23 protein-coding genes are annotated in these 23,087 nt (G+C 55.3%); 14 read left to right on the top strand and 9 right to left on the bottom strand.

Features of this window, described 5'->3' with window-relative positions; translation table 11 throughout:
* Positions 1–900 carry an AraC family transcriptional regulator gene (locus APT89_RS09310; protein WP_060572141.1) on the top strand — a complete coding sequence of 300 codons (900 nt, stop codon included), beginning with the start codon at positions 1–3 and terminating at the stop codon, positions 898–900.
* A gap of 45 nt (positions 901–945) precedes the next feature.
* Here the strand turns inward: APT89_RS09310 and yghB are convergent, their stop codons facing one another.
* Positions 946–1,605 (bottom strand): DedA family general envelope maintenance protein YghB, encoded by a 660-nt coding sequence (yghB, locus tag APT89_RS09315; RefSeq protein WP_060572143.1) that lies wholly within the window; start codon positions 1,603–1,605, stop codon positions 946–948.
* A gap of 143 nt (positions 1,606–1,748) precedes the next feature.
* Positions 1,749–2,936: a cystathionine beta-lyase gene (gene metC / locus APT89_RS09320; protein ID WP_060572145.1), complete on the bottom strand. Its 1,188-nt coding sequence runs from the start codon at positions 2,934–2,936 to the stop codon at positions 1,749–1,751.
* Between the two features lie 251 nt (positions 2,937–3,187).
* On the opposite strand from metC, the gene exbB reads away from it, so the two are divergent.
* Both exbB and exbD read left to right on the top strand, forming a co-directional pair.
* Positions 3,188–3,919: a tol-pal system-associated acyl-CoA thioesterase gene (gene exbB / locus APT89_RS09325; protein WP_028014417.1), complete on the top strand. Its 732-nt coding sequence runs from the start codon at positions 3,188–3,190 to the stop codon at positions 3,917–3,919.
* Between the two features lie 4 nt (positions 3,920–3,923).
* The gene (exbD, locus tag APT89_RS09330) at positions 3,924–4,349 is read left to right on the top strand and encodes a TonB system transport protein ExbD (RefSeq protein ID WP_032643392.1); all 426 of its coding nucleotides are present in this window, start codon (positions 3,924–3,926) and stop codon (positions 4,347–4,349) included.
* Positions 4,350–4,391: 42 nt separating this feature from the next.
* Here exbD and APT89_RS09335 read toward each other — a convergent pair whose 3' ends face one another.
* Positions 4,392–4,841, bottom strand: a complete 450-nt coding sequence (locus APT89_RS09335; RefSeq protein WP_041908137.1) for a hypothetical protein — start codon at positions 4,839–4,841, stop codon at positions 4,392–4,394.
* 1 nt (position 4,842) lies between these two features.
* On the bottom strand, positions 4,843–5,247 hold the full coding sequence (locus APT89_RS09340; protein ID WP_041908138.1) for a hypothetical protein: 405 nt from the start codon (positions 5,245–5,247) through the stop codon (positions 4,843–4,845).
* A 103-nt stretch (positions 5,248–5,350) separates the two neighbouring features.
* Between APT89_RS09340 and APT89_RS09345 the strand changes: the two genes are divergently transcribed.
* Together APT89_RS09345 and APT89_RS09350 are read left to right on the top strand one after the other, a co-directional pair.
* Positions 5,351–5,854, top strand: a complete 504-nt coding sequence (locus APT89_RS09345) for an ESA_00282 family adhesion-associated protein (RefSeq protein ID WP_041908140.1) — start codon at positions 5,351–5,353, stop codon at positions 5,852–5,854.
* A gap of 81 nt (positions 5,855–5,935) precedes the next feature.
* Entirely contained in the window at positions 5,936–6,424 is a 489-nt protein-coding gene (locus APT89_RS09350) for a TIGR00645 family protein (protein ID WP_003862473.1), read from the top strand.
* A 76-nt stretch (positions 6,425–6,500) separates the two neighbouring features.
* Here APT89_RS09350 and APT89_RS09355 read toward each other — a convergent pair whose 3' ends face one another.
* Positions 6,501–7,541, bottom strand: a complete 1,041-nt coding sequence (locus APT89_RS09355) for an aldo/keto reductase (RefSeq protein WP_060572148.1) — start codon at positions 7,539–7,541, stop codon at positions 6,501–6,503.
* 182 nt (positions 7,542–7,723) lie between these two features.
* Positions 7,724–10,144: an autotransporter outer membrane beta-barrel domain-containing protein gene (locus APT89_RS09360; RefSeq protein WP_239689083.1), complete on the bottom strand. Its 2,421-nt coding sequence runs from the start codon at positions 10,142–10,144 to the stop codon at positions 7,724–7,726.
* 677 nt (positions 10,145–10,821) lie between these two features.
* On the opposite strand from APT89_RS09360, the gene APT89_RS09365 reads away from it, so the two are divergent.
* On the top strand, positions 10,822–12,369 hold the full coding sequence (locus APT89_RS09365; RefSeq protein WP_045260793.1) for a methyl-accepting chemotaxis protein: 1,548 nt from the start codon (positions 10,822–10,824) through the stop codon (positions 12,367–12,369).
* 54 nt (positions 12,370–12,423) lie between these two features.
* On the opposite strand, the gene APT89_RS09370 is transcribed toward APT89_RS09365, so the two are convergent.
* A complete protein-coding gene (locus tag APT89_RS09370) occupies positions 12,424–13,017 on the bottom strand; it encodes a TetR/AcrR family transcriptional regulator (RefSeq protein ID WP_060572152.1) in 594 nt (197 codons plus the stop codon).
* A 142-nt stretch (positions 13,018–13,159) separates the two neighbouring features.
* Between APT89_RS09370 and APT89_RS09375 the strand changes: the two genes are divergently transcribed.
* Genes APT89_RS09375 through APT89_RS09385 form a run of 3 tightly spaced genes read left to right on the top strand, consistent with a single transcriptional unit; the run spans position 13,160 to position 16,028 of the window.
* Positions 13,160–14,215: a sugar phosphate isomerase/epimerase family protein gene (locus APT89_RS09375; protein WP_060572154.1), complete on the top strand. Its 1,056-nt coding sequence runs from the start codon at positions 13,160–13,162 to the stop codon at positions 14,213–14,215.
* Between the two features lie 24 nt (positions 14,216–14,239).
* Entirely contained in the window at positions 14,240–15,136 is an 897-nt protein-coding gene (locus APT89_RS09380) for an alpha/beta fold hydrolase (RefSeq protein WP_060572156.1), read from the top strand.
* Entirely contained in the window at positions 15,126–16,028 is a 903-nt protein-coding gene (locus tag APT89_RS09385; RefSeq protein ID WP_060572158.1) for an alpha/beta hydrolase, read from the top strand. Before APT89_RS09380 ends, APT89_RS09385 begins: the two co-directional genes overlap by 11 nt.
* 74 nt (positions 16,029–16,102) lie before the next feature.
* Here APT89_RS09385 and APT89_RS09390 read toward each other — a convergent pair whose 3' ends face one another.
* Both APT89_RS09390 and yghU read right to left on the bottom strand, forming a co-directional pair.
* Positions 16,103–16,435 carry a YMGG-like glycine zipper-containing protein gene (locus tag APT89_RS09390; protein ID WP_028014408.1) on the bottom strand — a complete coding sequence of 111 codons (333 nt, stop codon included), beginning with the start codon at positions 16,433–16,435 and terminating at the stop codon, positions 16,103–16,105.
* A 158-nt stretch (positions 16,436–16,593) separates the two neighbouring features.
* The gene (yghU, locus tag APT89_RS09395) at positions 16,594–17,460 is read right to left on the bottom strand and encodes a glutathione-dependent disulfide-bond oxidoreductase (RefSeq protein WP_028014407.1); all 867 of its coding nucleotides are present in this window, start codon (positions 17,458–17,460) and stop codon (positions 16,594–16,596) included.
* 245 nt (positions 17,461–17,705) lie between these two features.
* Here yghU and APT89_RS09400 point away from each other — a divergent pair, with 245 nt between their 5' ends.
* From APT89_RS09400 to APT89_RS09420, 5 genes are read left to right on the top strand one after another with little or no spacing between them, the layout of a single operon-like run.
* Positions 17,706–19,295 carry an ABC transporter substrate-binding protein gene (locus tag APT89_RS09400; RefSeq protein ID WP_060572160.1) on the top strand — a complete coding sequence of 530 codons (1,590 nt, stop codon included), beginning with the start codon at positions 17,706–17,708 and terminating at the stop codon, positions 19,293–19,295.
* A gap of 44 nt (positions 19,296–19,339) precedes the next feature.
* Positions 19,340–20,293, top strand: coding sequence for an ABC transporter permease (locus APT89_RS09405; RefSeq protein WP_028014405.1), 954 nt, complete (start codon positions 19,340–19,342; stop codon positions 20,291–20,293).
* Positions 20,294–20,297: 4 nt separating this feature from the next.
* Positions 20,298–21,143 carry an ABC transporter permease gene (locus APT89_RS09410; protein WP_060572162.1) on the top strand — a complete coding sequence of 282 codons (846 nt, stop codon included), beginning with the start codon at positions 20,298–20,300 and terminating at the stop codon, positions 21,141–21,143.
* Positions 21,136–22,110: an ABC transporter ATP-binding protein gene (locus tag APT89_RS09415; RefSeq protein WP_041908154.1), complete on the top strand. Its 975-nt coding sequence runs from the start codon at positions 21,136–21,138 to the stop codon at positions 22,108–22,110. The genes APT89_RS09410 and APT89_RS09415 overlap by 8 nt, the downstream gene beginning before the upstream one ends.
* Positions 22,107–23,078, top strand: a complete 972-nt coding sequence (locus APT89_RS09420) for an ABC transporter ATP-binding protein (protein ID WP_041908156.1) — start codon at positions 22,107–22,109, stop codon at positions 23,076–23,078. The genes APT89_RS09415 and APT89_RS09420 overlap by 4 nt, the downstream gene beginning before the upstream one ends.
* Positions 23,079–23,087 lie beyond the last annotated feature (9 nt).

Consider the following 23,087-nt stretch of genomic DNA (forward strand, 5'->3'; position numbering starts at 1 on the left):
ATGAACCGTGAAGCGATCTGCCTTCAGCTTACCTCGCAGATTAAAATGCTGATAAATAAAGAAAATAATGTTGGCGACCTGCTGCCGGACATTCGCCTGCTCTACGGCACGCAGCCCGGGACGCGCACGCCGGTGATGTACCAGCCGGGCATCGTTTTTCTCTTTTCAGGCCATAAGATTGGCTATATCAACGAGCGGGTGTTCCGCTACGACACCAATGAATATCTGCTCCTGACGGTACCTTTACCCTTCGAATGTGAAACCTTCGCGACAGAAGCGGTCCCGCTGGCGGGTATTCGCGTCAACGTCGATATTCTTCAACTGCAGGAGCTGCTGATGGAGATTGGCGAAGACGAGCTTTTCCAGCCGTCGATGGCCTCCAGCGGGATTAACTCGGCGACGCTGTCGGAAGAGATCCTCTGCGCCATTGAGCGCCTGCTGGACGTCATGGAAAGGCCGCTGGACGCGCGTATTCTCGGCAAGCAGATTATCCGCGAAATTCTTTATCACGTGCTGCTGGGGCCGGGCGGCGGGGCGTTACTCGCGCTGGTGAGCCGACAGACCCACTTCAGCCTGATCAGCCGCGTGCTCAAGCGTATTGAAAGCCAGTACACGGAGAACCTCAGCGTTGACCAGCTGGCGGCGGAAGCGAACATGAGCGTTTCGGCGTTTCACCACAACTTTAAGTCGGTGACCAGCACCTCGCCGCTGCAGTACCTTAAAACCTACCGTTTGCACAAGGCGCGGATGCTGATGATCCACGACGGCATGAAGGCCAGCGCGGCGGCCATGCGCGTCGGCTACGAAAGTGCGTCGCAGTTCAGTCGGGAGTTTAAGCGCTATTTCGGCGTCACGCCGGGAGAAGATGCGTCACGTATAAGAACGATGCAGGGCGCCTGAGGGGAAACGTAGGCCGGGTAAGCGGTAGCGCCACCCGGCTTTTGTTTATGCACTGCAATACTTTTTCTTAATCACCACCGCAATGGTACCCACCAGCCCAGCAACCAGCAGGAATATCGGCAGGATCATCAGGAAGGTCATCACCTGATCTTCATGGTGCTTCACAAAGGGGATCATGTTCAGCGCGTAGCCGAGGGTGGTGACCACGCCAACCCACAGCAGGGCGCTCAGCCAGTTGAAGAACTGGAAGCGGCGGTTAGACAGCCCGGAAATACCCGCCATGGTGGGCAGAAGGGTGCGCACAAACGCCAGGAAACGCCCGACGAGCAGCGCCAGCAGGCCGTGGCGGTCAAACATACAGGTCGCACGCTGGTGATATTTATGCGGTAACTGCGCCAGCCAGCCCTTCACCACGCGCGTGTTCCCCAGCCAGCGGCCCTGCAGATAGCTCAGCCAGCAGCCCAGGCTCGCGGCGGAGGTAAGGATAACCATCGTTGGCGTAAAGTCCATGACGCCTTTGCCGATCAACGCCCCGGCAAGCAAAAGCAAACTGTCACCGGGTAAAAACGAGGCTGGCAGTAATCCATTTTCCAGAAACAGCGTCGCGAACATCACGAAATAGACGACGCCTACAACGTGGGGATCCGCCAGGGCGGCAAAATCATGTTGCCAGAGCGCCGCGATAATATCTTGAATAACAGCCATGGACTTTCCTGTGGAACAGCAGAGATAACGCTATTGTACTCCCAATTTCACCTGTCGGGATTGATCGCAGGCGCAACTCATGCAGACTTTTCTGCTTGCAGTGTTCACAAAAGCGTCCGGGGAGTACATTTTCAGCCCGCACTCTACACGATACGTTCAAAGCCTGCAGATAAATCCGCAATTAAATCGTCCACATTTTCTAAACCGATATGCAATCTAATGAGGGTGCCGCTGAAGTGCACTTCTCCGCCGGGGCGCAGGGCCGCGATCTGCTCCGGCTGATTCGGCAGGATCAGGGATTCAAAACCGCCCCAGGAGTAGGCCATGCTGAAGAGGGTAAAATTATCCAGATAGCTTGCCAGCTCGTCATTACTCAGCCGTTTTTTCAGCACAAACGAGAACAAACCGCTGCTGCCCGTAAAGTCACGTTGCCAGAATTCATGGCCTTTACTACCTGGAAGAGCTGGATGGTTCACGCGCTCAACCTGCGGATGCTGCGCCAGCCATTCAGCGATTTTCAGGCTACTTTCATGATGCTGACGCAGACGCACGCCGAGCGTACGAATGCCCCGGCTGGTCATGTATGCCGTGTCTGCATCCACCATCTGGCCCATCAGGTAGGCATTTTCCCGCAGCTGGTCCCAGCAGCGCGCGTTGGAAACCGCGGTGCCAATCATCCCGTCAGAGTGTCCAATCAGGTATTTCGTTGCCGCCTGAATCGAGATATCAATATCGAATTCCAGCGCCTTAAACAGCACGCCTGCCGCCCAGGTGTTGTCGATCATGATAATCGCCTCTGGCGCTTTGCTGCGCACGGCCTTCACGATAGCCGGAACGTCGTGCACTTCCATGGTGATGGAGCCGGGAGATTCCAGGAACACAATGCGCGTGTTTGGCTGGATAAGTTCAGCAATGCCTTCACCAATCAGCGGGTCAAACCAGCTGGTGGTCACGCCGAGCTTGCTGAGAATTTTTGTGCAGAAATCCTGGCTGGGTTCATAGGCGGTGTTGGTCATCAGGATATGGTCGCCCTGTTCCACAAACGCAAGAATGGTGTTGGCGACCGCCGCCGCACCGCACGGGAACAGCGCGCAGCCTGCGCCGCCTTCCAGCTCGCACATCGCTTCCTGCAGAGAAAAGTGGGTTAGCGTGCCGCGACGGCCATAAAACAGCCCGCCTTTTGCGCGGTTGCGCGTGGCGATTTTTTTCTCCTCAACGGTGTCAAACACCAGCGAGGAGGCGCGTTGAATCACGCTGTTGACCGATCCCTGAGTATATTTTTTGCTGCGTCCTGCCTGCACCAGCGTGGTATCAAGATGCTTCGTTGTCATGTTCGCTAACCCTGTTTTTATACGTCTGGACGTCCAGACTACCACGATTGTAAAAAACTGCACCCGCATGCTTATCGAATAAGCAGAAAATAGTAGCAAAAAAGCGCATAAGAAATTTTTACTGCGTAAGCGCAAGGAAACTGAGCGAAAATTACGGCACCATGTAAATACTAATGAGAACGACTATCAATTCGACGGCTTTTTGATATTATTACGTTCAGATTTTGTGATTTGCGTCCTGGAGATACAGAGTGGGTAATAATTTGATGCAGACGGATCTCTCCGTTTGGGGCATGTATCATCATGCTGACATCGTGGTTAAGATTGTGATGATCGGCCTGATTCTGGCGTCCGTTGTCACCTGGGCTATCTTCTTCAGCAAAAGCGCCGAGCTGCTTTCGCAGAAGCGTCGCCTCAAGCGGGAACAGCAGCAGCTGGCAGAAGCCCGCTCTCTGGATCAGGCTTCTGAGATGACCTCATCCTTCCACCCGAAAAGCCTGACCACCCTGTTAGTGAATGAAGCTCAGAACGAGCTGGAACTCTCCGCCGGCAGTGAAGATAACGAAGGCATTAAAGAGCGTACCGGCTTCCGTCTGGAGCGTCGCGTTGCGGCCGTTGGCCGACACATGGGACGCGGCAATGGGTATCTGGCGACCATCGGCGCGATTTCACCGTTCATCGGTCTTTTCGGTACGGTCTGGGGCATCATGAACAGCTTTATCGGTATTGCTCAGACCCAAACCACCAACCTGGCGGTAGTTGCCCCGGGGATCGCGGAAGCGCTGCTGGCGACGGCAATCGGTCTGGTTGCAGCAATTCCGGCGGTGGTTATCTACAACATTTTCGCGCGTATGATCGGCAACTACAAAGCCACGCTCGGCGACGTTGCCGCTCAGGTTCTGCTGCTGCAAAGCCGCGATCTCGACCTGAACGCCAGCGCCGTGAAGCCGGTGCATGCGGCGTCTAAACTGCGCGTAGGTTGATTGTATGGCAATGCGTCTAAACGAAAATCTGGACGATAACGGCGAAATGCACGAAATCAACGTGACGCCGTTTATCGACGTCATGCTGGTGCTGCTGATTATCTTCATGGTGGCAGCACCCCTGGCGACGGTCGACGTGAAGGTGAATCTGCCTGCCTCCTCCAGCCAGCCGCAGCCGCGTCCGGAAAAACCAATTTATTTGTCGGTGAAAGCGGATAAATCCATGTTCCTGGGGAACGACCCTGTGACGGATGCCTCCGTTATTCCGGCGCTGGACCAGCTGACCGGCGGCAAGAAGGACACCACCGTCTTCTTCCGGGCGGACAAAACCGTCGACTACGAAACCATGATGAAGGTAATGGACACGCTGCATCAGGCGGGTTATCTGAAGATTGGGCTGGTCGGGGAAGAGAAAGCGGCCTCGAAGTGATAAAGAAGCTGGCGAAAGCCGGCTTTTTTTATGCCTGTTGGTTTATGCGTTTTTGTTGTCCGTCGGTGCGGTAGAGGGGGTTGTCAGCGCGTCCTCATCGAGCGCAACGCAGGTGACATTTGACGTACGGTACTCGCCGGCTGACAGTTTGCGCGTCAGGCGCAGGGTGGCGACTTCTCTGGCAAGCAGATACTGGTAGTTGGCCTCAAGACGTCCCAGCAGTTTCTCTTTCAGTTCTGGAAGCTGTTCGATGATGGCGTTCATCACGGCGCCGTAAATTTCTTCTTTGACCTGTAACGGATAAATCTCGCGGCGATTCTGCCATTTCAGACGCACCAGCGTTGCCGGGATCGATACCAGATCTTGTGTAATACGCGTCATCTCGGCATTTTTTGCATTTCTTAGCGCCTCGATATTTTGCTTTAAGATAAATTCATCACTTTTTTTATCATCTAAAGTCAAATAAACGTTATTGTCTTTAACTTCTTTCACGTTAATCTTCCCCCAGGGTATAAAAAATAGGGTTGTTTTTTTCTCGCGTAATTAGATTAAGCCAAATTTCATTGCCGGCCTCATTTATTTCCTTCGTTTTTTCAGCCATTATTTGACTTAGTTTCTGGGCATCTATTTCGCCTTCTGCCTGCAGGTCATTCAGCAGGTGGACGAAGGCTTCAATTTTTATAGCGCGAAATAAGCGGTCTTTTATATGGCGATCGTGCTCTTCCAGCAGCATATTACGGGATTTGCCAGTGTGAGAAACGCCAATTAATATATCAGGCTCGAAATCAGAGAGCTTTCTTTTCCCCTGAGTGAAACTGGCCTTTTTTTCTTCTTCCGTCGGTTGCTGTTCCACAGGCGTAATGTGGTACTTAGCCGGGACGAGATAGTCGGGCAGCATTTTTAATTTCCTTTAATTTCAACAGGGTGAGGTTGGTAAAGGCGTGAGATTCGTTGACAATATCATGAGGCAATTTTAAAATCAAAAAAAATGGAGCCAACCCATGAACAGCATCTTTTTTACGGTCATCACATTACTATTACTGACCGCTGGTGTGCTTTTATTGATGCAGGAGTTCAATAAAACGAAAGTGTCGAAAGACACCAGTGAACCGCCACAACCTGAACTGATGACAAAAGAGGAAGGAGAAGATCATTTCTCTGTTTTGATGAACTCCGTTACGCCTGTCTGGTACTGGCGGGTGAATCATGAATATATCGACTTCTTACACGCGACAATTAAGCGCATGAAAATGTCGGAAATTAATGACACGCCCGGTCTGTTTGAGGCCCAGCGTCGCTGTAGCGATCTGAATTCAGCGGTTTATAAATATTACGACAACATCAAAAAGCGCTGTCTTAACGGTGAGAAGGTCTCGTATTCAGACCTGGACGTATTAAACCTTCGCCAGTGTTTTCGCGAGTTTAGCCTGGAAGCCTACCCGGAGCTGGTGGTGCTGGTCTGGCCGGAGTATGCGCGTCCTGAGGTTAACCCGGACGACGTCTGAGTGGCGTACTGGTTAGTTCTTGCAAACAGTCAGCGCCGTTGAGATATACTGAGCGCTGGTTTCGTTTGCAGACAGGATTTTATGGAACGCTTCTTTGAAAACGCAATGTATGCCTCTCGCTGGCTGCTCGCCCCCGTCTATTTCGGTCTTTCCCTGGCTCTGGTCGCCCTGACGATCAAGTTCTTCCAGGAGATTTTCCACGTATTGCCTAACATTTTCTCCGTGGCGGAAGCTGATTTAATTCTGGTTCTGCTGTCGCTGGTGGATATGACGCTGGTGGGCGGCTTACTGGTGATGGTGATGTTCTCCGGTTATGAGAACTTCGTCTCTCAGCTTGATATCGCCGAGCATAAAGAAAAGCTCAGCTGGCTGGGGAAAATGGACGCCTCGTCGCTGAAGAATAAAGTTGCGGCATCTATAGTGGCAATCTCCTCTATCCACCTGTTACGCGTGTTTATGGACGCGAAAAACGTCCCGGATAATAAGCTGATGTGGTATGTGATTATCCACCTGACGTTTGTGCTGTCGGCGTTTGTGATGGGGTATCTGGATAAGATCAGTAAGAAATAAGGTACACATTTCTCCCCTCACCCTAACCCTCTCCCGGGGAGAGGGTTAGGGTGAGGGGAGAAAGCATCGAACCACACTATTTATCCGACGACGCCTGCCACAAATTCAGTTCCCCGTCCGCCACGTGCTGGTCAATCCGCGTCAGTTCATCTTCCGTAAAGCGCAGATTACCCAGCGCCTGAACGTTCTCCTCCAGCTGTTCCGGGCGGCTCGCGCCAATCAGCACTGACGTCACGCGAGCATCTTTCAGCAGCCAGCTCAGCGCCATCTGCGCCATTGTCTGCCCGCGCGCCTGCGCCATCTCATTAAGCAGACGAAGACTATTCAGGTTAGCTTCCGTCAGCATTTTCTGCGTCAGGCCGCGCACTTTGTTCCCCTCGCGCTGCATACGAGAACCTTCCGGAATACCGTTCAGGTATTTTCCGGTCAGCAGACCCTGCGCCAGCGGGGTAAAGGCAATACACCCCGTGCCGTTTGCTTCCAGCGTATCCAGCAAGCCGGTCTTATCGACCCAGCGGTTAAGCAGGTTATAGGACGGCTGGTGGATCAGCAGCGGGATCTTCCACTCGTGCAGCAGCGCGGCCATTTTTTGTGTGCGCTCGGTAGAGTAGGACGAAATGCCCACGTACAGTGCTTTCCCACTCTGAACAGCATGAGCCAGCGCGGAGGCCGTCTCTTCCATTGGCGTATTTTCATCCACGCGGTGGGAATAGAAAATATCCACGTATTCGACGCCCATACGTTTCAGGCTCTGGTCGAGACTGGCGAGCAGATACTTGCGTGAGCCGCCTGAACCGTACGGGCCTGGCCACATGTCGTAACCGGCTTTAGTGGAGATAATCAGCTCGTCGCGATACCGGGCAAAGTCCTCACGCAGCAGGCGGCCAAAGTTCTCTTCCGCACTTCCCGCAGGCGGGCCGTAGTTGTTGGCAAGATCGAAATGGGTAATACCGAGGTCGAAGGCTTTACGCAGCAGCGCGCGCTGGGAGTCATGGGGCTGAACGTGGCCGAAGCTATGCCACAGGCCCAGCGACAGCGCGGGCAGGCGCAGGCCGCTCTTGCCACAGTAGCGGTACTGCATATTCTCGTAGCGGGTAGCGTCAGGGTACCAGGACATGATGTCTCCTTTTCTTATCGATGAATTTTTGAAACGGCGTTTTCATTCTGTCCTTATCAAAACATAAATCCCGGAGAGATGCGATGGCAGAACGCGCTGCCGGCACTTTTCCCCGGGATACGTCAGACGTTGAGCCCCGACCTGCCCGGTAAACGTAGCGTCACCGGGCAACCAGACGACAATCAGAAGCTGTAGCTCATCCCCGCCTGCACACTGGCACCGTTATCCACATCACCGGTACCGACATACACCCCGGTGTTCAGGGTAAAGTTATGGGCGATGGTGGCGTTGATGCCTGCTCCAAAGATGCCCATTGTGTTGTTGTGACCAGAGGTGTTGTGATAATCCGCCGCCTGAATGTCGGTGTTATCGCTGAACTCTTTCTGGAAGCGCGCGTCGATCCACGGCATCACCTTCACGTTCTTGTTCAAATCGCGAAGGGTGGTGGTGAGCCTCACGCCCGCGCCACCGTTCCAGGAAGAGACCTGGCTGTCGGCAAACGTCACCGCGCTATCCGAGAAGCCGTTTGCTTTGGTCTGATCCCAGCCTAACGTCGCGTAAGGCTGCAGCAGCGTTTCGCCCGGCAGCAGGACATTGACGCCGGTACGGGCTTGAACCATATACAGGCTGCCATCGGTGGAGCCGTGTAGCGCCTCCGTCATGCCGCTGGTATCGCCCGTCACGTTGTTGGCAGACAGCGAGTAACGCATATCGCCGTAGCTGAAGCTACCGTCAGCAAAGAGACCCCAGTTGCGGCCGTTCAGTGCCTGCTGCCAGCCGCCATACAGGCTGTAGTAGTTACCGTAAACGCTGTCTTTGAAGCTATCCGCACCATCGCTGGTGTCCTGCACGCGGCTGCGCGTCCACGCCAGCGCTATACCGCCGGTCACGCTGTCGCCGTTGTCCATATGCGCCGTCCAGTCTACGCCGCCCTGCGCCCCCTGAGTGATGCTTTTATAGTCGACGTCGTTGCTGAAATTACCATTCTGATAGAGGAAATCACCCCACACCTGCGCGCCGTCCTGCTGTTCTCCCTGCAGGTTCGCCAGATGCACCTGGTTCATGTGGTTGCTAATGTCATCAGCCACCTGATGACCGGCTTGTTCCGCGGCATCCAGACCTGCAACCAGCCCCTGAACGTCGCTCGCGAGATTGCCTTTTTGGCTATTAAATTCAATATTCCAGCTTTGGCTGTTATCAGCTGCCAGCATCGTCTGTGGCGCGCTGTCGGCAGCAACAATATTCAGGCTATTGTCGTAATTATAGGCTCCGCTACGGTTCTCAACAGTCTGTTGGCCGTTGGTAAAACTTGCTGCGGCATAATTTTCTGGTGCGCTGCTGCCTGAGGTGGTGAACGTACCCAGAATAACGTTACGCTGATTTTGTGCCGACGGAGTGATGCTATTCACAATCACGGTGTTATTGGCGCCGGTAATATTTCCGAAATTCACATAGCTGTCGGTGCTCATGGTAACCAGTGCATTGCTGCCGGTGGTGGTGGCAATCAGGGTTGAACCGTTTTGCAAACTCCAGCTGGTTGCGTCGTTAATTTTATCAATGGCAATGCTGTTATCGCTGGTGGTATTGACCGTTTCAAACTGGCTTATTTGTCCGGATATGGAACTGCCCGCATCCATTGACAGGGTATCGCTGCCGTCACCCCCGTTAACATTGCCATTAACATGTGAATCATTGGTCAGCACGACCGTATCATCACCCGCACCCGTTGTAATATCACCGTTGATGGTCGCATTGTTCTGCAGCGTGATGGTGCTGCTGCCCGTATTCTGGCTGGTATTTATCTCGCCATTCACGGTGCTGTTATCCACCAGAACGGAATTTGCGGAATTACCCTCGATGGTTATATTACCATTTACAACGCTGTTATTTGTCAGTGAGATACTGGTGGTGCCGTTTTCGTTAATGGCCCCGATGTCTCCGGTGATCGTGCTGTTATTCAGCGCCAGCGAATCGGCCTTCGTTCCGTACATCGCGATGGCGACATCGCCAAAGGCATCGAGGTTGATGTCGCTGAAGGGCTTGTATTCGCTCAGTTTTACCGCCAGCGTGTCGATGTTCTGCGCGATTTCGCTCTGCGAGGCATCCACGAAAGAGTTCGTCAGCGTAATAGTGGTATCAGATTTATCGCTACCCGCGTAGATACCGCCTTTATCCATCGTGCTGTCGCTGATAGCAATATTTTGCGCACCGGCCCCCGCGCTGAGAATACTGCCGTGCAGTACGCTGCCGTTCTCAACGTTCACGGTGTGGTAGCCTTTATCCATCGGGTCGAGGTAAATGGCTGAACCCATCATATAGGCTTTTTTACCTTCGTAGCTTCCGGCGTCATTTTCACCATTCAGCGTGGCGCCATCGATGGTCACCGTCGTATTGGTGGTTGCACCGGTATTGCCCACTTCGATCATATCGACGGTGGCGCCGTTATTTATCGTAATATTAGCCGTCCCCCCGTTGCTGCCCTGGATATAATGGCCGGACATGTCGGTACCGGAAACGGTCAATGACTGGGTATCCCCTGATTCACGGCTTCCATCCATAAAGATATTATTTGCGGTGGCGTCGGCCATAACGGCATCCGTCACGCCGGGATCCTGATAGAAACTATTATCTTTATATTTCGATAAGCCACAGGTCTGCGACGTCACGCCGGGCTGGCAGGGCGTAGCGGGAGTGACGGCAGCCTGGGCACCCAATGACGTAAAAGCCACTAATACACATTGCGAAAGCAACGTACGATTCATTAATTTGCGCATTTTTAAGTTCTCTGGATGAGTCGAAAATTGTCCGGCTCTTTTTAATTTAATTTACTTAAAATAAGAACTTTCTTAGCGGCTAAGGATGTAATGAAATCTAAAGATATATACCGCGCAATAGTTGACGGTTAAATAATTAAACCTAATTAATAAATTTGAATTAATTCATGATCTAAATGTTTTTGAATGATTTGCATACAAATTAAAGGGTTTCTTGACCGGTCGTGCGGTTCTTTGACCTTCTTATTCACCGGGGTATTAACCCTTTAGGGTTATGAGGTTAATTAACTGTTTGTCTGTTTTACATTTCGAGGGCTGCTGAAATATTAAAACACGTATTGTGCAGGCGGATTTTCCCCGCAGCGATTATCCTTTTCCGGCGATCGGCAGGGTAGTGAAGATTTTTATAAAATTACTCGCGAAATATTATAATTTCGCCAGTTTCTGCCGATAACGAGGGTAAGACTCGCCTCTGGGCGAATTCACCCTCACGGCAAGGAAGACTTATGAATATGCTCCGTAATTTCACGATCCGTTTCGTCATGCTGACGATCCTCGGGATTTTTTGTTTAATGTGGGCGGGCGTCGGGCTGTACAGCACCTGGTCCCTGTCACGGGTATCAGACGGCAATGAAGTCGATCGCCAGCTGGTCAAACAGATGATGGTGCTCAGCCAGGGCAACGATCAGTATTTCCGCTTTGTGACCCGTCTGAGCCGCGCCATGGAGGTCAAAGCCGCTGGCGGCACGCCGGATTTGTCCTCTGCCCAACAGGCGCTGGACAACATGGGTAAGAAACTGGCCGAAATGAAGGCGATCTCGCCTGGCCCAATGGATGAGCAGGTCTCTGCGCAGGTGATCGGTGCCTGGCAGGCGCTGCTTGAACAGGGCGTGACGCCGCAAATGGAGCAGGCGAAGCAGGCGACCCTGGACGGCTACCGCCAGCAGGCCAACAACGTTACGCCGCCGCTAAGCCGTGCGTTCGGTGCCGCCGCCGAGAAGTTCAATAATGCCGCCGCGAAGACGCTCGACAGCACCCGCATGGTGGTCGACGGCCTGACCAGCATGACCCGCACGGTTATTATCGTCGCCACCATTATCGGCCTGCTGATCCTGCTCTTTACCGACCGCTACCTGGTGGCGATGCTGGTCAAACCGCTGGAGCGCATTCGCCAGCAGTTTCGCCAGATTGCCCAGGGCGATCTCAGCCAGCCCATTGCGCCTTTCGGCCGCAACTGCGTGGGACAGCTGGTGCCGCTGCTGAGCGCCATGCAGGACAGCCTGCGTGAAGCGGTCAGCACCATTCGCTCCGGCAGTGAGAATATCTGGCGCGGCGCGACGGAGATCTCCAGCGGCAACAACGATCTCTCTTCCCGTACCGAAGAGCAGGCTGCCGCGCTGGAAGAGACGGCGGCCAGCATGGAACAGCTGACCGCTACCGTGAAGCTGAACGCCGAAAGCGCGCGTCAGGCCAGCCAGCTTGCCGATGTGGCCTCAACCACCGCCAGCCGCGGCGGCTCGCTGGTGGAAGAGGTGGTCACCACCATGAGCGGTATTTCGGAAAGCTCGAAGAAAATTGCTGAAATCACCAACGTCATCAACAGCATTGCCTTCCAGACCAATATTCTGGCGCTCAATGCGGCCGTAGAAGCGGCGCGCGCGGGCGAGCAGGGGCGTGGGTTCGCCGTAGTGGCGGGTGAAGTCCGCAACCTGGCAAGCCGAAGCGCCAATGCGGCAAAAGAAATTGAGGGTCTGATTACTGATTCCGTGACCCGCGTCGAGCAGGGTGCGCAGCTGGTGAGCGACACCGGCACCACCATGGATGCGATTTTGCGCGACGTGACGGAGGTGACGACCATTATGAAGCAAATCGCGTCGGCTTCTGAGGAGCAAAGTAAGGGCATTTCGCAGGTCGGGATTGCCATTACGCAGATGGACGGCGTCACCCAGCAGAACGCCTCGCTGGTCGAAGAGGTTTCCGCGGCAGCCGCGGCGCTGGAACGCCAGACCGAAGAGCTTCAACGCTCGGTGCAGAAGTTCCGCCTGACGGCGTGAGCCTTCTGCTAAGGCCGCTCCGTGCGGCCTTTCTGCTTTTTCGTCTGTTGGATCTCACTCTTTGGGCGGCAGGATGCTCATCGCCTGCTCAGCGGACGCCAGCAATCGTGATGACGGCACGCCGTCCCGAGCCTGAACGGATAAGCCATGTAAAAAGGCGGCAAAAAAGTCTCCCAGACTGTCAGGATCGGTCGTTTCGGGCAATTCACCGTTTTGCACCGCCAGCCGCAGCCGGTCAATGATCTGCTGCGTGCGCTGCAGGCGATGCTCAGCCAGCCAAGATTTGATGCCGTCATTTTCCGCACTGACGCTAGCGGCTGTAGCAACCACCATGCACCCATGCGGCTTGCCTGGTTGGCTATAAAGCGTAATGGCATCACTCAGCAGCGTTTTGATTGCCTGCCGTACATCACCCTCGGTGGTTAATGCGCGATCCGCGAAGCTGCCTTCTTCGTTTTCATAATGAGCAATTGCTTCCCGAAAGAGCTGTTCTTTTGAACCGAAAGCCTTGTAAATGCGCGCCGAAGCGATGCCCAGCTCAGCCACCAAATCTGACATTGAGGTCCCTTCATACCCTTGTCGCCAGAACAGGTTACGCGCTTTGATAAGCGCCTGGTCGCGATCGAACTGGCGCGGTCTTCCTGCCATTTTGTTGCTCCGGTTTGTCTTCTGTTCACTGCAAACAGGATCGCTTAATTCGTTGGGATTACCAATGGATTTATAAGTTTTGCTTGCGGTTAACGGATTTTACTCCTATTGTTTGTCAATCGACAAACAATAGGAGTTTATGATGAAAACCCTCAAAGGACCCTCTCTTCATCTCGCACAGTTCAGTGACGAGGTTGCCCCGTTTGACAGTTTACCGACAATAGCCCGGTGGGCCGCGGAAACCGGTTTTAAGGCATTACAAATCCCGGCCTGGGACCGTCGGCTGTTTGACGTTTCGACGGCGGCGGAAAGCCAGACCTATTGTGACGATCTTACCGGCATGCTGGCGGAACATGGCCTGGTCGTGAGTGAGCTGACCAGCCATATCTTTGGCCAGCTAATGGCGGTCCATCCGGCGTATGACAGCCTGTGCGACAGCTTCGCGCCGCCGGAAATACACGGCAACCCGCAAGCACGCGGCGAGTGGGCACGGCAACAGCTGCTGATGGCGGTGAAGGCTTCCGCCCGGCTTGGCCTCAGCGATCTGGGGACATTCTCAGGCTCGCTGGCATGGCCTTATCTTTTCCCGTTCCCGCAGCGTCCGGAGGGGTTAATCGAAACCGCATTTGACGAGTTGGCCAAACGCTGGCTTCCGGTGCTTAACGCCTGTGATGAGCAGGGCATAAATCTCTGTTTCGAAATTCACCCGAGCGAAGATCTGCACGACGGGGTGACGTTTGAAATGTTTCATCAGCGCGTGGGGGAGCATCCTCGCTGCCGGATACTCTTTGATCCCAGCCATATGGTGCTACAGCAGCTGAATTACCTGGAATTTATTGATATTTATAAGGATGTCATCAACATGTTCCATGTTAAGGACGCAGAATTTAATCCCACCGGGCGTCAGGGAATTTATGGCGGCTATCAGTCATGGATCGATCGCGCGGGGCGCTTTCGTTCATTAGGTGACGGCCAGGTTGATTTCAAAGCGATCTTCTCGAAATTTGCACAATATGATTATGCTGGCTGGGCAACCCTGGAATGGGAGTGCTGCCTGAAAAACCCGCTCGACGGCGCACGTGAAGGCGCTGCGTTCATCCGCGACCACATTATTCACATCACCGATAAAGTCTTCGATGACTTCGCCGGTGCGCCGGTCAATGCTCAGCAAATCAACGCATTACTCGGCATTCGCTAAACCGTCACCTCACAGGGAATTCTTATGGAACAACAATATGATGGGATCCTGAACCAGGATCTCAGGGCAGAACATGTCTATACGAAAGTGGATGGACAACGTATTCATTGCGTCGTAGCGGGCAAAGGTCATCCGGTCCTGCTGATACCTGGCTGGCCTCAAACCTGGTATACGTGGCGCTACATCATGCAGGCGCTGGCGCAGGCGGGGTTTCAGGCGATAGCGGTTGATCCACCCGGCATCGGGGATTCCGATAAACCGCGCGACGGCTATGACACCGGACGCGTTGGCGCCATCCTGCATACACTGATGGCGCAACTGGGGCATTCACGGTACCGCATAGTGGGCCACGATATTGGCATGTGGGTTGGTTACGCCATGGCAAGCGATTTTCCTGATGCAGTGGAGCGTCTTGTGCTGACCGAAGCGGTTATCCCAGGCCTCGCTCCTCCGCCGCCGATTTTCGTCGCACCGGAAGAGAACATTTTTCTTTGGCACTTCATGTTTAATCAGCTGGCGGATTTACCCGAAACCCTGACCTGCGGGCGTGAATCACACTATCTCAGCTTTATTTTCGACCGCTGGGCACATCGCCGCGAGCGGGTGGCTGCTCAGGTGTATATCGACGCCTATTCGACACCGGGAGGACTGCGTGCAGGCTTTGACTATTATCGTGCGATCCCGGAAACCATCAGGCAAAACCAACTCCGCGCGCAAACGCCTTTAACCATGCCGGTACTGACGGTGGGAGCGGAACATGCGACGCGCGATGCGCCGCTGACGACCCTGCAGGGTAATGCCCTGGATCTACGGGGCGAGACGGTGGCAGACTGCGGGCATTTTATTACCGAAGAGTGCTATGAGGCGTTTATTGGGCTGATTGTACCCTTTCTCTCAGAGGACACCGATCGTGCCGCTTGATAAACACATTGCTGACTTTCTGGCTGCATCATCGGGCGCGACACAGCCGGCATCACTAGCCGACCTGCGTGCCGCCACCGACGTGGGTTTGTTGCGGCTACAGGGTGAGGAGGAAGCAGGTGGCGGCATTCAACATTACGTTGTTATCGCTGATGATGGTTACGCTATTGGTCTTCGCGCGTATACGCCTGCTGCCTCAAACGTAGATATCGCGCAGCCTGCAATGCTGTTTGCTCACGGCGGCGGATGGTGTCTGGGGTCGCTGTCGCTGTACGATCGGCCCTGTCAGGCACTGGCTAATGCTACTGGCCGGAAAATACTCTCCGTGGATTACCGTCTGGCGCCGGAGTTCCCCTTCCCAAGGCCGTTAGAAGATGTTTATCAGGCACTGTGCTGGGCCAGTGAACAGGCCGTGGCTCTGGGGATAGATGCGACCCGTCTGGCGGTGGCCGGTGACAGCGCAGGCGGGAATCTTGCTGCCGCGGCAACGCTGCTGGCCCGGGATCGCGGCGGACCTCATATAGAGCATCAGTTGCTGCTCTACCCGGCGTTAAGTCGCGAGATGTCAACCGAAAGCTATTGTGAATTTGCTGAAGGTTATTTTTTAACGCGTGATGCGATGGCGTTTTGCTGGGAAAACTATCTGGGAGAACGTCGTCATCCCTATGCCGAACCGCTGCATATGGCCTCGCTGAGGGGGTTACCGCCAGCAACCATCCTGAGCTGTGAATACGATCCCCTGCGCGATGAGGCTGAAGTGTATGCGCGGCGGCTTGATGAGGCGGGGGTACCAGTACGCTGCGAACGGCTGCCGGGCATGGTGCACGCCTGCATTCATATGACAGGGTTAACGCCAGCCGCGCGTCGGCTGTTCGAACGTGCGCGTATCTGATTCCGACAACACAAAAAACCCAGCGCGATCGCTGGGTTTATTATTCATATCGGTTCACAAGGTAGAACACCCTATCAGTGCGTCGCTTCACCAATCAGCGCGCCCGTGCCGGCACCCACGGCCGCGCCTTTCAGCACGCTATTGCCCGTCACCGCAGCCGCGCCCGCGCCAACGACGGCACCCACGGCACCGCCCTTACGTGCGTCTTTGCCTTTTTCGCCGTTTTTGAACATTGCACCCGTGCCTGCGCCAACCACGGCACCACCCACGGTTGATTTCAGATCTTTGCCCGTGGCTGCGCCAATAGCAGCACCTGCTACCGCGCCGGCGGCGGTTTTGTCGATGGCCATTCCCGAGGTGGAAAAAATGAGGGCGCTGATAACCAGCGTTGTTTTAATAAGTCTCATAACAGATCCTTTGTGACTGCTGTCAGTTGATACGGCGTTTCTCATTCTGAGGTGAGAAAAACGTCCAGATAGTGCCAGCAATAGCCACTCAACCTTTAGGCTAATCATGCCCTGGGCAAGGATCGCGGCTGCCGGGCGGGGAGCCGCCCGGCGGAACGTTACGCCTGACGCTTGTCTTCCGTATTGGTATCGAAGTCGCTCGCCGCGTGGCGTTCGTGGAGCTGCTCGTTCAGCTCGCCGCTGGTGCGGTTAACGATGCGACCGCGCTTAACCGCATGGCGGTTCGCCACGTCCTTCGCCCAGCGCTGGACGTTGGTGTACTTCTCCGCGTCCAGGAATTCGGCGGCGTTATAGACGCTGCCCAGTGCCACGCAGCCGAACCAAGGCCAAATCGCCATATCCGCGATGGTGTACTCCTCACCCGCCACGTAGCGACCGCGCGCCAGCTGTTTATCCAGCACGTCGAACAGGCGCTTAGCTTCCATGGTGAATCGGTCAATCGCGTACTCGATTTTTACCGGCGCATAGTTGTAGAAGTGGCCAAAGCCGCCGCCGAGGAACGGTGCCGCGCCCTGGAGCCAAAACAGCCAGTTCAGCGTCTCGGTGCGTCCCGCCGGATCTTTCGGCAGGAAGTGGCCGAATTTCTCTGCCAGGTAAAGCAGGATATTGCCGGATTCAAATACGCGCGTTGGCGGGTTCGTGGAGTGGTCACGCAGCGCCGGTATTTTCGAGTTCGGGTTCACGTCGACAAACCCGCTGGAGAACTGGTCGCCCTCGCCGATGCGGATCAACCACGCATCGTATTCCGCGCCCGTCACGCCCAGCGCCAGCAGCTCTTCGAGCATGATCGTCACCTTCTGGCCGTTGGGTGTGCCCAGCGAGTAGAGCTGCAGCGGGTGAGAGCCTACGGGCAAATCCTTCTCATGCGTTGCGCCGGAAATTGGACGGTTGATGTTGGCGAACGCGCCGCCGCCGTTCTTTTTCCATTCCCACACTTTGGGTGGCTGATACGTGTTGTCTGACATGTTGGCCTGCCTTTTTAGTGATGTGTTGAGGCAGTGTAGCAGGAGATTTGTGAAGCGTTTAACGTTGTGAGCGCAAGCAATTAACCGCTATTCCTTCTGCTGCTTATATATATCAAATCCGGCATAAGCTTAATCGAAAATCGCATTTTCATAATTAATGCGTAAACCGCTAAAGCTGAATATGATGCTTCAACATAAATAAAAGATGCAGTAATAAACACTTTATAAGGCAAGGAGTTAGTGAGATGCGCAAGCTTCTGTTATCGGCAGTGGTCGTTTCGCTCGCGTTAGGCCTGGCGGGCTGTGATGATGCGAAAAATAAAGAGACAAATTCGGCCGCGGCGGCAAAAAGCGACGCGCCAAAAGAGGGCGGTTCGCTCATTATAGGGATTACCTCCGGCGACCCGTTAGCCGTTAATCCGCTCTACGCCAGCGACCGCACAACATTAACCATCATGCAGGCGCTTTATGCCCCGCTGTACAGCTTTAATAACGGCAACATTGAGTGGGGCCTGGCGGAAAGCCTGACGCCTTCTGCCGACAACCTGAGCTATACCCTGACGCTAAAACCCAACCTAAAATGGCAGGACGGCCAGCCGCTGACGGCGGACGACGTGGTCTTCACCTTCAATAAGCTGCTGGATGCCAAACAGCACAGCTTCTTCCGCAGCATGTTTACCTACGGCGGCAAGCCTGTTGAAGTGAGCAAGGTTGATGAGCGCACCGTTAAGTTCACCTTACCGCAGGTCAGCGCGGCCTTTACCGGCACCCTGGTGCAGATCTACCCGATCCCGCAGCACGTGTTCGCCGGTGAAGGCGACCTGGAAAAGAGCACCAAAAACGATGCGCCGGTCGGTTCCGGGCCGTTCAAATTTAAAGAGTATCGCGCCGGTCAGTATTACGCCCTTACGCGCTTCGACGATTACTGGAACGGCAAACCGAAGCTCGATTCCGTCACCTACCGTTTCGCCAAAGACAGCAACGCCGCCAACCTGGCGCTGCAAAACGGTGAAATCAACCTCAAGATGGTTGACCCGCAGGATGTGAACCGCCTGAAAAATACCGGGAAATTTGACTTCGTGGTCTATCCGGAAGGCCGTCTGGCCTATATGACGTTCAACCAGAACGTGGCGGTGATGAAGAGCAAAGCGCTGCGTCAGGCCATCGCGTACGCCATCAACAAAGACGAGCTAACCCAGACCGCGTTTACCTCGCTGGACTACGCTAAACCGGCAACCTCGTTCCTGACGCCAGATACGCTTTACAAGACGGATGACGTTGAACAGTACAAATTCGATCTGCAAAAAGCCAAAGACCTGCTGAAGACGTCCGGCGCGCCGGATAATCTCAAGCTACGCCTGGCGTATGTGAACACCAACAAAACCCAGGAGAGCATGGCGCTCTACATTCAGCAGGCGCTGAAGGGCATTGGGGTGAACGTGGAGCTGATGCCGCTGGACTCCAACGCCATGTCTCAGCGCAGTCTTGATATGAACAACACCGCGTGGGAACTGAACCTGGGCGGCTACATTATGGGAGCAGAGCCGGACGGTTACAAATCGCTATTCATGAGCAACGAAGCCTATAACTACGCGCACTACAAAAATCCGCAGTTTGATGCCCTGTGGGATAAAGGTGCCGTGGAAACCGACGCCGCGAAACGTGCCGATATCTACAAGCAAATTCAGCAGACCGTGGCGAACGAGATGACCTACTACCCGATCGCCTACACCAATGCGACCGTCGCCGTGGATAAACGCTTCGGCGGCACGAAGGAAGCGGAGCCGAAGCCGGTTTATCTGTTCCAGGAACTGTCAAAAATTTATCAAAAATAGGCTGTTGCCCCGGTCGTAAGATCGGGGCCTTTTAAGGGCACGTCGTGAACACACTCCTCACGCGTCGGCTGCTGCAGCTGCTGCCGATGCTTTTCTTTATTTCGCTGGTGGCGTTTTTGCTGGTCAAGCTCGCGCCCGGCGACCCCGTGGCCGCGTACATCACGCCGCGTATGGCGCCGGAAGATATTGAGCGAATTCGCCAGAGCCTGGGGCTGGATAAGCCGCTGGTCACGCAGTACGTCTTGTGGCTGAAAAGCGTCCTGCAGGGCGATCTCGGCTATTCGTTGATTTACCACCGCCCGGTGCTGGAGATGATCGGCGAACGCATTCCGGCCACGCTGGGGCTGATGGGGGCGTCGCTGCTGATGGCTATCGTGCTGGCGATCCCGCTGGGGCTGCTGGCGGGGGCATTTAAGCACCGCTGGCTGGATCACCTGTTGAACCTGTTTGCCTATATCGGCATCTCGGTACCGATTTTCTGGTTCGGCATTTTGCTCATCACCGTTTTTGCCGTGCAGCTTAACTGGTTCCCCAGCATGGGGATGCGCACCATCGGCATGGAAGATAATGCGCTGGATCTGCTGCGCCACGGCGTGCTGCCGTGTATTGCTCTCACGTTTTATAATCTTTCCAGCTACGTACGCTACATCCGCTCCAACACCATCTCGCAGCTCTCGGCCGACTACGTGCAGACCCAGCTGGCCTACGGCGCCACGCGTTCCAGCATTCTGTTCCGCCACGTGCTGAAAAACGTGCTGCTGCCGGTGATCACCCTGTTCGGATTGTCGTTCGGTGAGCTGATTGTGGGGGCCTATGTGACGGAAAGCGTCTTCTCCTGGCCGGGGATGGGGCTGCTCGGGATCCAGTCGATCGCCTCGCTGGACTACCCGCTGATTATGGCGATCATCATGCTCTCGTCGATAATGCTGATCGTCGGTAACCTGATCGCCGACGTGCTTTATCGCTTCGCCGATCCCCGCATTCGTACGCTGAGGTAACCGGATGAGCAGACGCTGGCAGCAGGTTCGTCACCAGCTGCGCCGCAACCGTCCGGCGCAGTTCTCCCTGTTTGTGCTTTTTATTTTCGTTGTCGCCGCGTTCTGTGCGGGGTTAAGTCCGTACGATCCAGATCGGATGGCGCTCGGCGCGCGCACGTTGCCGCCGGATGCCGCGCACTGGTTCGGCACCGACGAATACGGGCGCGACTACTTTACCCGCGCGCTGTACGGCGGCCAGATCTCCCTGATGGTCGGTTTTCTTGCCATGCTCTTTTCCACGCTTATCGGCACGGTGGTAGGAACGGTGAGCGGCTATTTTGGCGGCTGGCTGGATAACCTGATGATGCGCGCCGTGGATATCCTGATGGCCATTCCGGCCTTCTTCCTGCTGCTGGTGGTGAATGCTTACCTCAAGCCGGGCGTGGATAACATCATTCTGATTATCAGCCTGCTGACGTGGATGAACATGTCGCGTCTGGTGCGTGCTGAAACCCTATCGGTGAAAGAGTGCGAGTACGTGCTTTATGCCCGCGCGTCGGGAGCGCATCCGCTGCGTATTATCGTGCGCCACATCATTCCCGGCGTGCTGCCGACCATTATCGTGGCGGCCACGCTGAATATCGCCTCGGCCATTCTGATGGAGTCTACGCTCAGCTTCTTAGGGCTGGGCGTGCAGGCACCGGCGGCATCATGGGGAAGCATGCTTAACAACGCCCAGTCTTATATTGGCGAAGCGTCGTGGCTGGCGATGTTCCCCGGCATTCTGATCCTGCTGACGGTGTTCAGCTTTAACGTGCTGGGCGATGTGTTCCGTACCGCCTTTGAGCCGGGAGCAAATCGCGATGAGTAACTTATTAGCGCTTGAGAACCTGCAAACCACGTTCCGCACCCGCGAGGGCGAGGTTCACGCGGTGCGCGGCGTGAGCTTTCAGGTTCAGCCGGGGGAACTCGTCGGTATCGTCGGCGAGTCGGGCTGCGGGAAAAGCGTCACCTGTAAGTCGATTATCCAGCTTCTGGGGAGCAACGGACGGATAACCGGCGGCAGCATTCGCTTCCAGAATGAGGACCTGGCGCAGAAAACGCCCGCGCAGATGCGTGCCATTCGCGGCAACGAGATCGCGATGATTTTTCAGGATCCGATGACCGCCCTGAACCCGGTGCTCACTATCGGCAAGCAGATGTCTGAGATCCTGGTGCGAAATAAAAAACTGTCGAAAAAAGCGGCCAAAGCGGCAGCAATAGCCATGCTGGATCAGGTGGGCATTGCTGAAGCGGAACGCCGATACGACCAGTATCCCCACGAGTTCAGCGGCGGGATGCGCCAGCGGGTGATGATCGCTATTGCGCTCTCCTGCAATCCGAAGCTTCTTATTGCCGATGAGCCGACCACCGCGCTGGACGTGACCATTCAGGCGCAGATCCTGCGCCTGCTGAAAAGTCTGCAACAGCAGACCCGGACCGCGATTTTGCTGATCACCCACGATCTCGGCGTGGTGGCGCAGGTCTGCAGCCGCGTGGTGGTGATGTACGGCGGCCTGGTGATGGAGGAGGGGAGCGTGGAGGACATTTTTTATCGCCCTGCGCATCCTTACACCCAGGGTCTGCTGGCCTCGCTGCCGCGCCCGGATGAGGTGAATCAACGTTTATCGCCCATTGAAGGTTCGCCGCCTGGCCTGCTTAACCCGCCGCCGGGCTGTCCATTTGCGGAACGCTGCTCGAAGCGCATGCCCCAGTGTGAACGGCAACCCGTATTTTACACCGCCGGAGAGGGCCATCGCGCCGCCTGCTGGCTATGGGCCGAGGAGATTCAGGCATGAGTGAACAACAGGCGCCATTAGTGAGCGTGCGCGATCTGCGCAAGCACTATCCGCTCAACGGCGGTTTGCTGCGTAAAGGCGTGGCCGTGAAGGCGGTTGATGGCGTGAGCTTTGATATCCAGCCCGGCGAGACGTTTGGCCTGGTGGGGGAGTCCGGCTGCGGAAAATCCACCCTCGGGCGCGCCATACTGCGCCTTTTCGATATTACCTCTGGCGAGATCCACTTTGCCGGACAGGCAATCGCCCACGCCCGCGAAAGAGAGCTCAAGCCGCTGCGTAAGCGGATGCAGGCAATTTTTCAGGATCCTTACTCCTCGCTCAACCCCGGTATGACGGTGCGACAGCTGGTGGCCGAACCGATGCAGATCCACGGCTACAGCCGCGAAGAACAGCGAGAACGTACGGAAACGCTGCTCTACAAAGTGGGGCTGAAGCACGAACACCTTGAACGGTTCCCGCATGAGTTCAGCGGCGGGCAGCGTCAGCGCATCAGTATTGCCCGCGCGTTGTCCGTGCATCCTGAATTTGTGCTGTGCGATGAGCCGCTCTCGGCGCTGGACGTATCGGTGCAGGCGCAGGTGGTGAATATTTTGCAGGACCTGCAGCAGGAGTTGGGGCTAACCTATCTGTTTATCGCCCACGATCTCTCCATGGTGCGCCATATCTCCAGCCGCATTGGGGTGATGTATCTCGGCAAACTGGTAGAGGTGGCCCCGGCGAATGAACTGTATCAGCGCCCGGCACACCCTTACACCCGCGCGCTGCTGGCGGCGGTTCCCCAGCCCGATCCACGCATCCGCAATCTCGAAGACGCCACCCTGCGCGGCGACATTCCAGGCCCCACGTCCGCGCTGCCGGGCTGTAAGTTCTGCAGCCGCTGCCCGCACGCCATGCCGGTTTGCCAGACGCAGGAGCCTGCGATGCAGGAGATTGCGCCAGGGCATTTCGCGGCATGCTGGCTGTTTTAAATGTTATTC

The sequence above is a fragment of the Enterobacter sp. 50588862 genome (assembly GCF_001462935.1).
GTDB classification, from domain to species: Bacteria; Pseudomonadota; Gammaproteobacteria; order Enterobacterales; family Enterobacteriaceae; genus Enterobacter; species Enterobacter bugandensis.

Bases quoted from the DNA above. Each gene is read 5' to 3' on its own strand.
- APT89_RS09350 (WP_003862473.1), top strand. From the start codon at position 5,936: ATGGAACGCTTCTTTGAAAACGCAATGTATGCCTCTCGCTGGCTGCTC.
- metC (WP_060572145.1), bottom strand. From the start codon at position 2,936: ATGACAACGAAGCATCTTGATACCACGCTGGTGCAGGCAGGACGCAGC.
- APT89_RS09310 (WP_060572141.1), top strand. From the start codon at position 1: ATGAACCGTGAAGCGATCTGCCTTCAGCTTACCTCGCAGATTAAAATG.
- APT89_RS09410 (WP_060572162.1), top strand. From the start codon at position 20,298: ATGAGCAGACGCTGGCAGCAGGTTCGTCACCAGCTGCGCCGCAACCGT.
- APT89_RS09415 (WP_041908154.1), top strand. From the start codon at position 21,136: ATGAGTAACTTATTAGCGCTTGAGAACCTGCAAACCACGTTCCGCACC.
- yghU (WP_028014407.1), bottom strand. From the start codon at position 17,460: ATGTCAGACAACACGTATCAGCCACCCAAAGTGTGGGAATGGAAAAAG.
- APT89_RS09380 (WP_060572156.1), top strand. From the start codon at position 14,240: ATGGAACAACAATATGATGGGATCCTGAACCAGGATCTCAGGGCAGAA.
- APT89_RS09340 (WP_041908138.1), bottom strand. From the start codon at position 5,247: ATGCTGCCCGACTATCTCGTCCCGGCTAAGTACCACATTACGCCTGTG.
- APT89_RS09390 (WP_028014408.1), bottom strand. From the start codon at position 16,435: ATGAGACTTATTAAAACAACGCTGGTTATCAGCGCCCTCATTTTTTCC.
- exbD (WP_032643392.1), top strand. From the start codon at position 3,924: ATGGCAATGCGTCTAAACGAAAATCTGGACGATAACGGCGAAATGCAC.
- APT89_RS09370 (WP_060572152.1), bottom strand. From the start codon at position 13,017: ATGGCAGGAAGACCGCGCCAGTTCGATCGCGACCAGGCGCTTATCAAA.
- APT89_RS09420 (WP_041908156.1), top strand. From the start codon at position 22,107: ATGAGTGAACAACAGGCGCCATTAGTGAGCGTGCGCGATCTGCGCAAG.
- yghB (WP_060572143.1), bottom strand. From the start codon at position 1,605: ATGGCTGTTATTCAAGATATTATCGCGGCGCTCTGGCAACATGATTTT.
- APT89_RS09365 (WP_045260793.1), top strand. From the start codon at position 10,822: ATGAATATGCTCCGTAATTTCACGATCCGTTTCGTCATGCTGACGATC.
- APT89_RS09345 (WP_041908140.1), top strand. From the start codon at position 5,351: ATGAACAGCATCTTTTTTACGGTCATCACATTACTATTACTGACCGCT.
- APT89_RS09400 (WP_060572160.1), top strand. From the start codon at position 17,706: ATGCGCAAGCTTCTGTTATCGGCAGTGGTCGTTTCGCTCGCGTTAGGC.
- APT89_RS09375 (WP_060572154.1), top strand. From the start codon at position 13,160: ATGAAAACCCTCAAAGGACCCTCTCTTCATCTCGCACAGTTCAGTGAC.
- APT89_RS09355 (WP_060572148.1), bottom strand. From the start codon at position 7,541: ATGTCCTGGTACCCTGACGCTACCCGCTACGAGAATATGCAGTACCGC.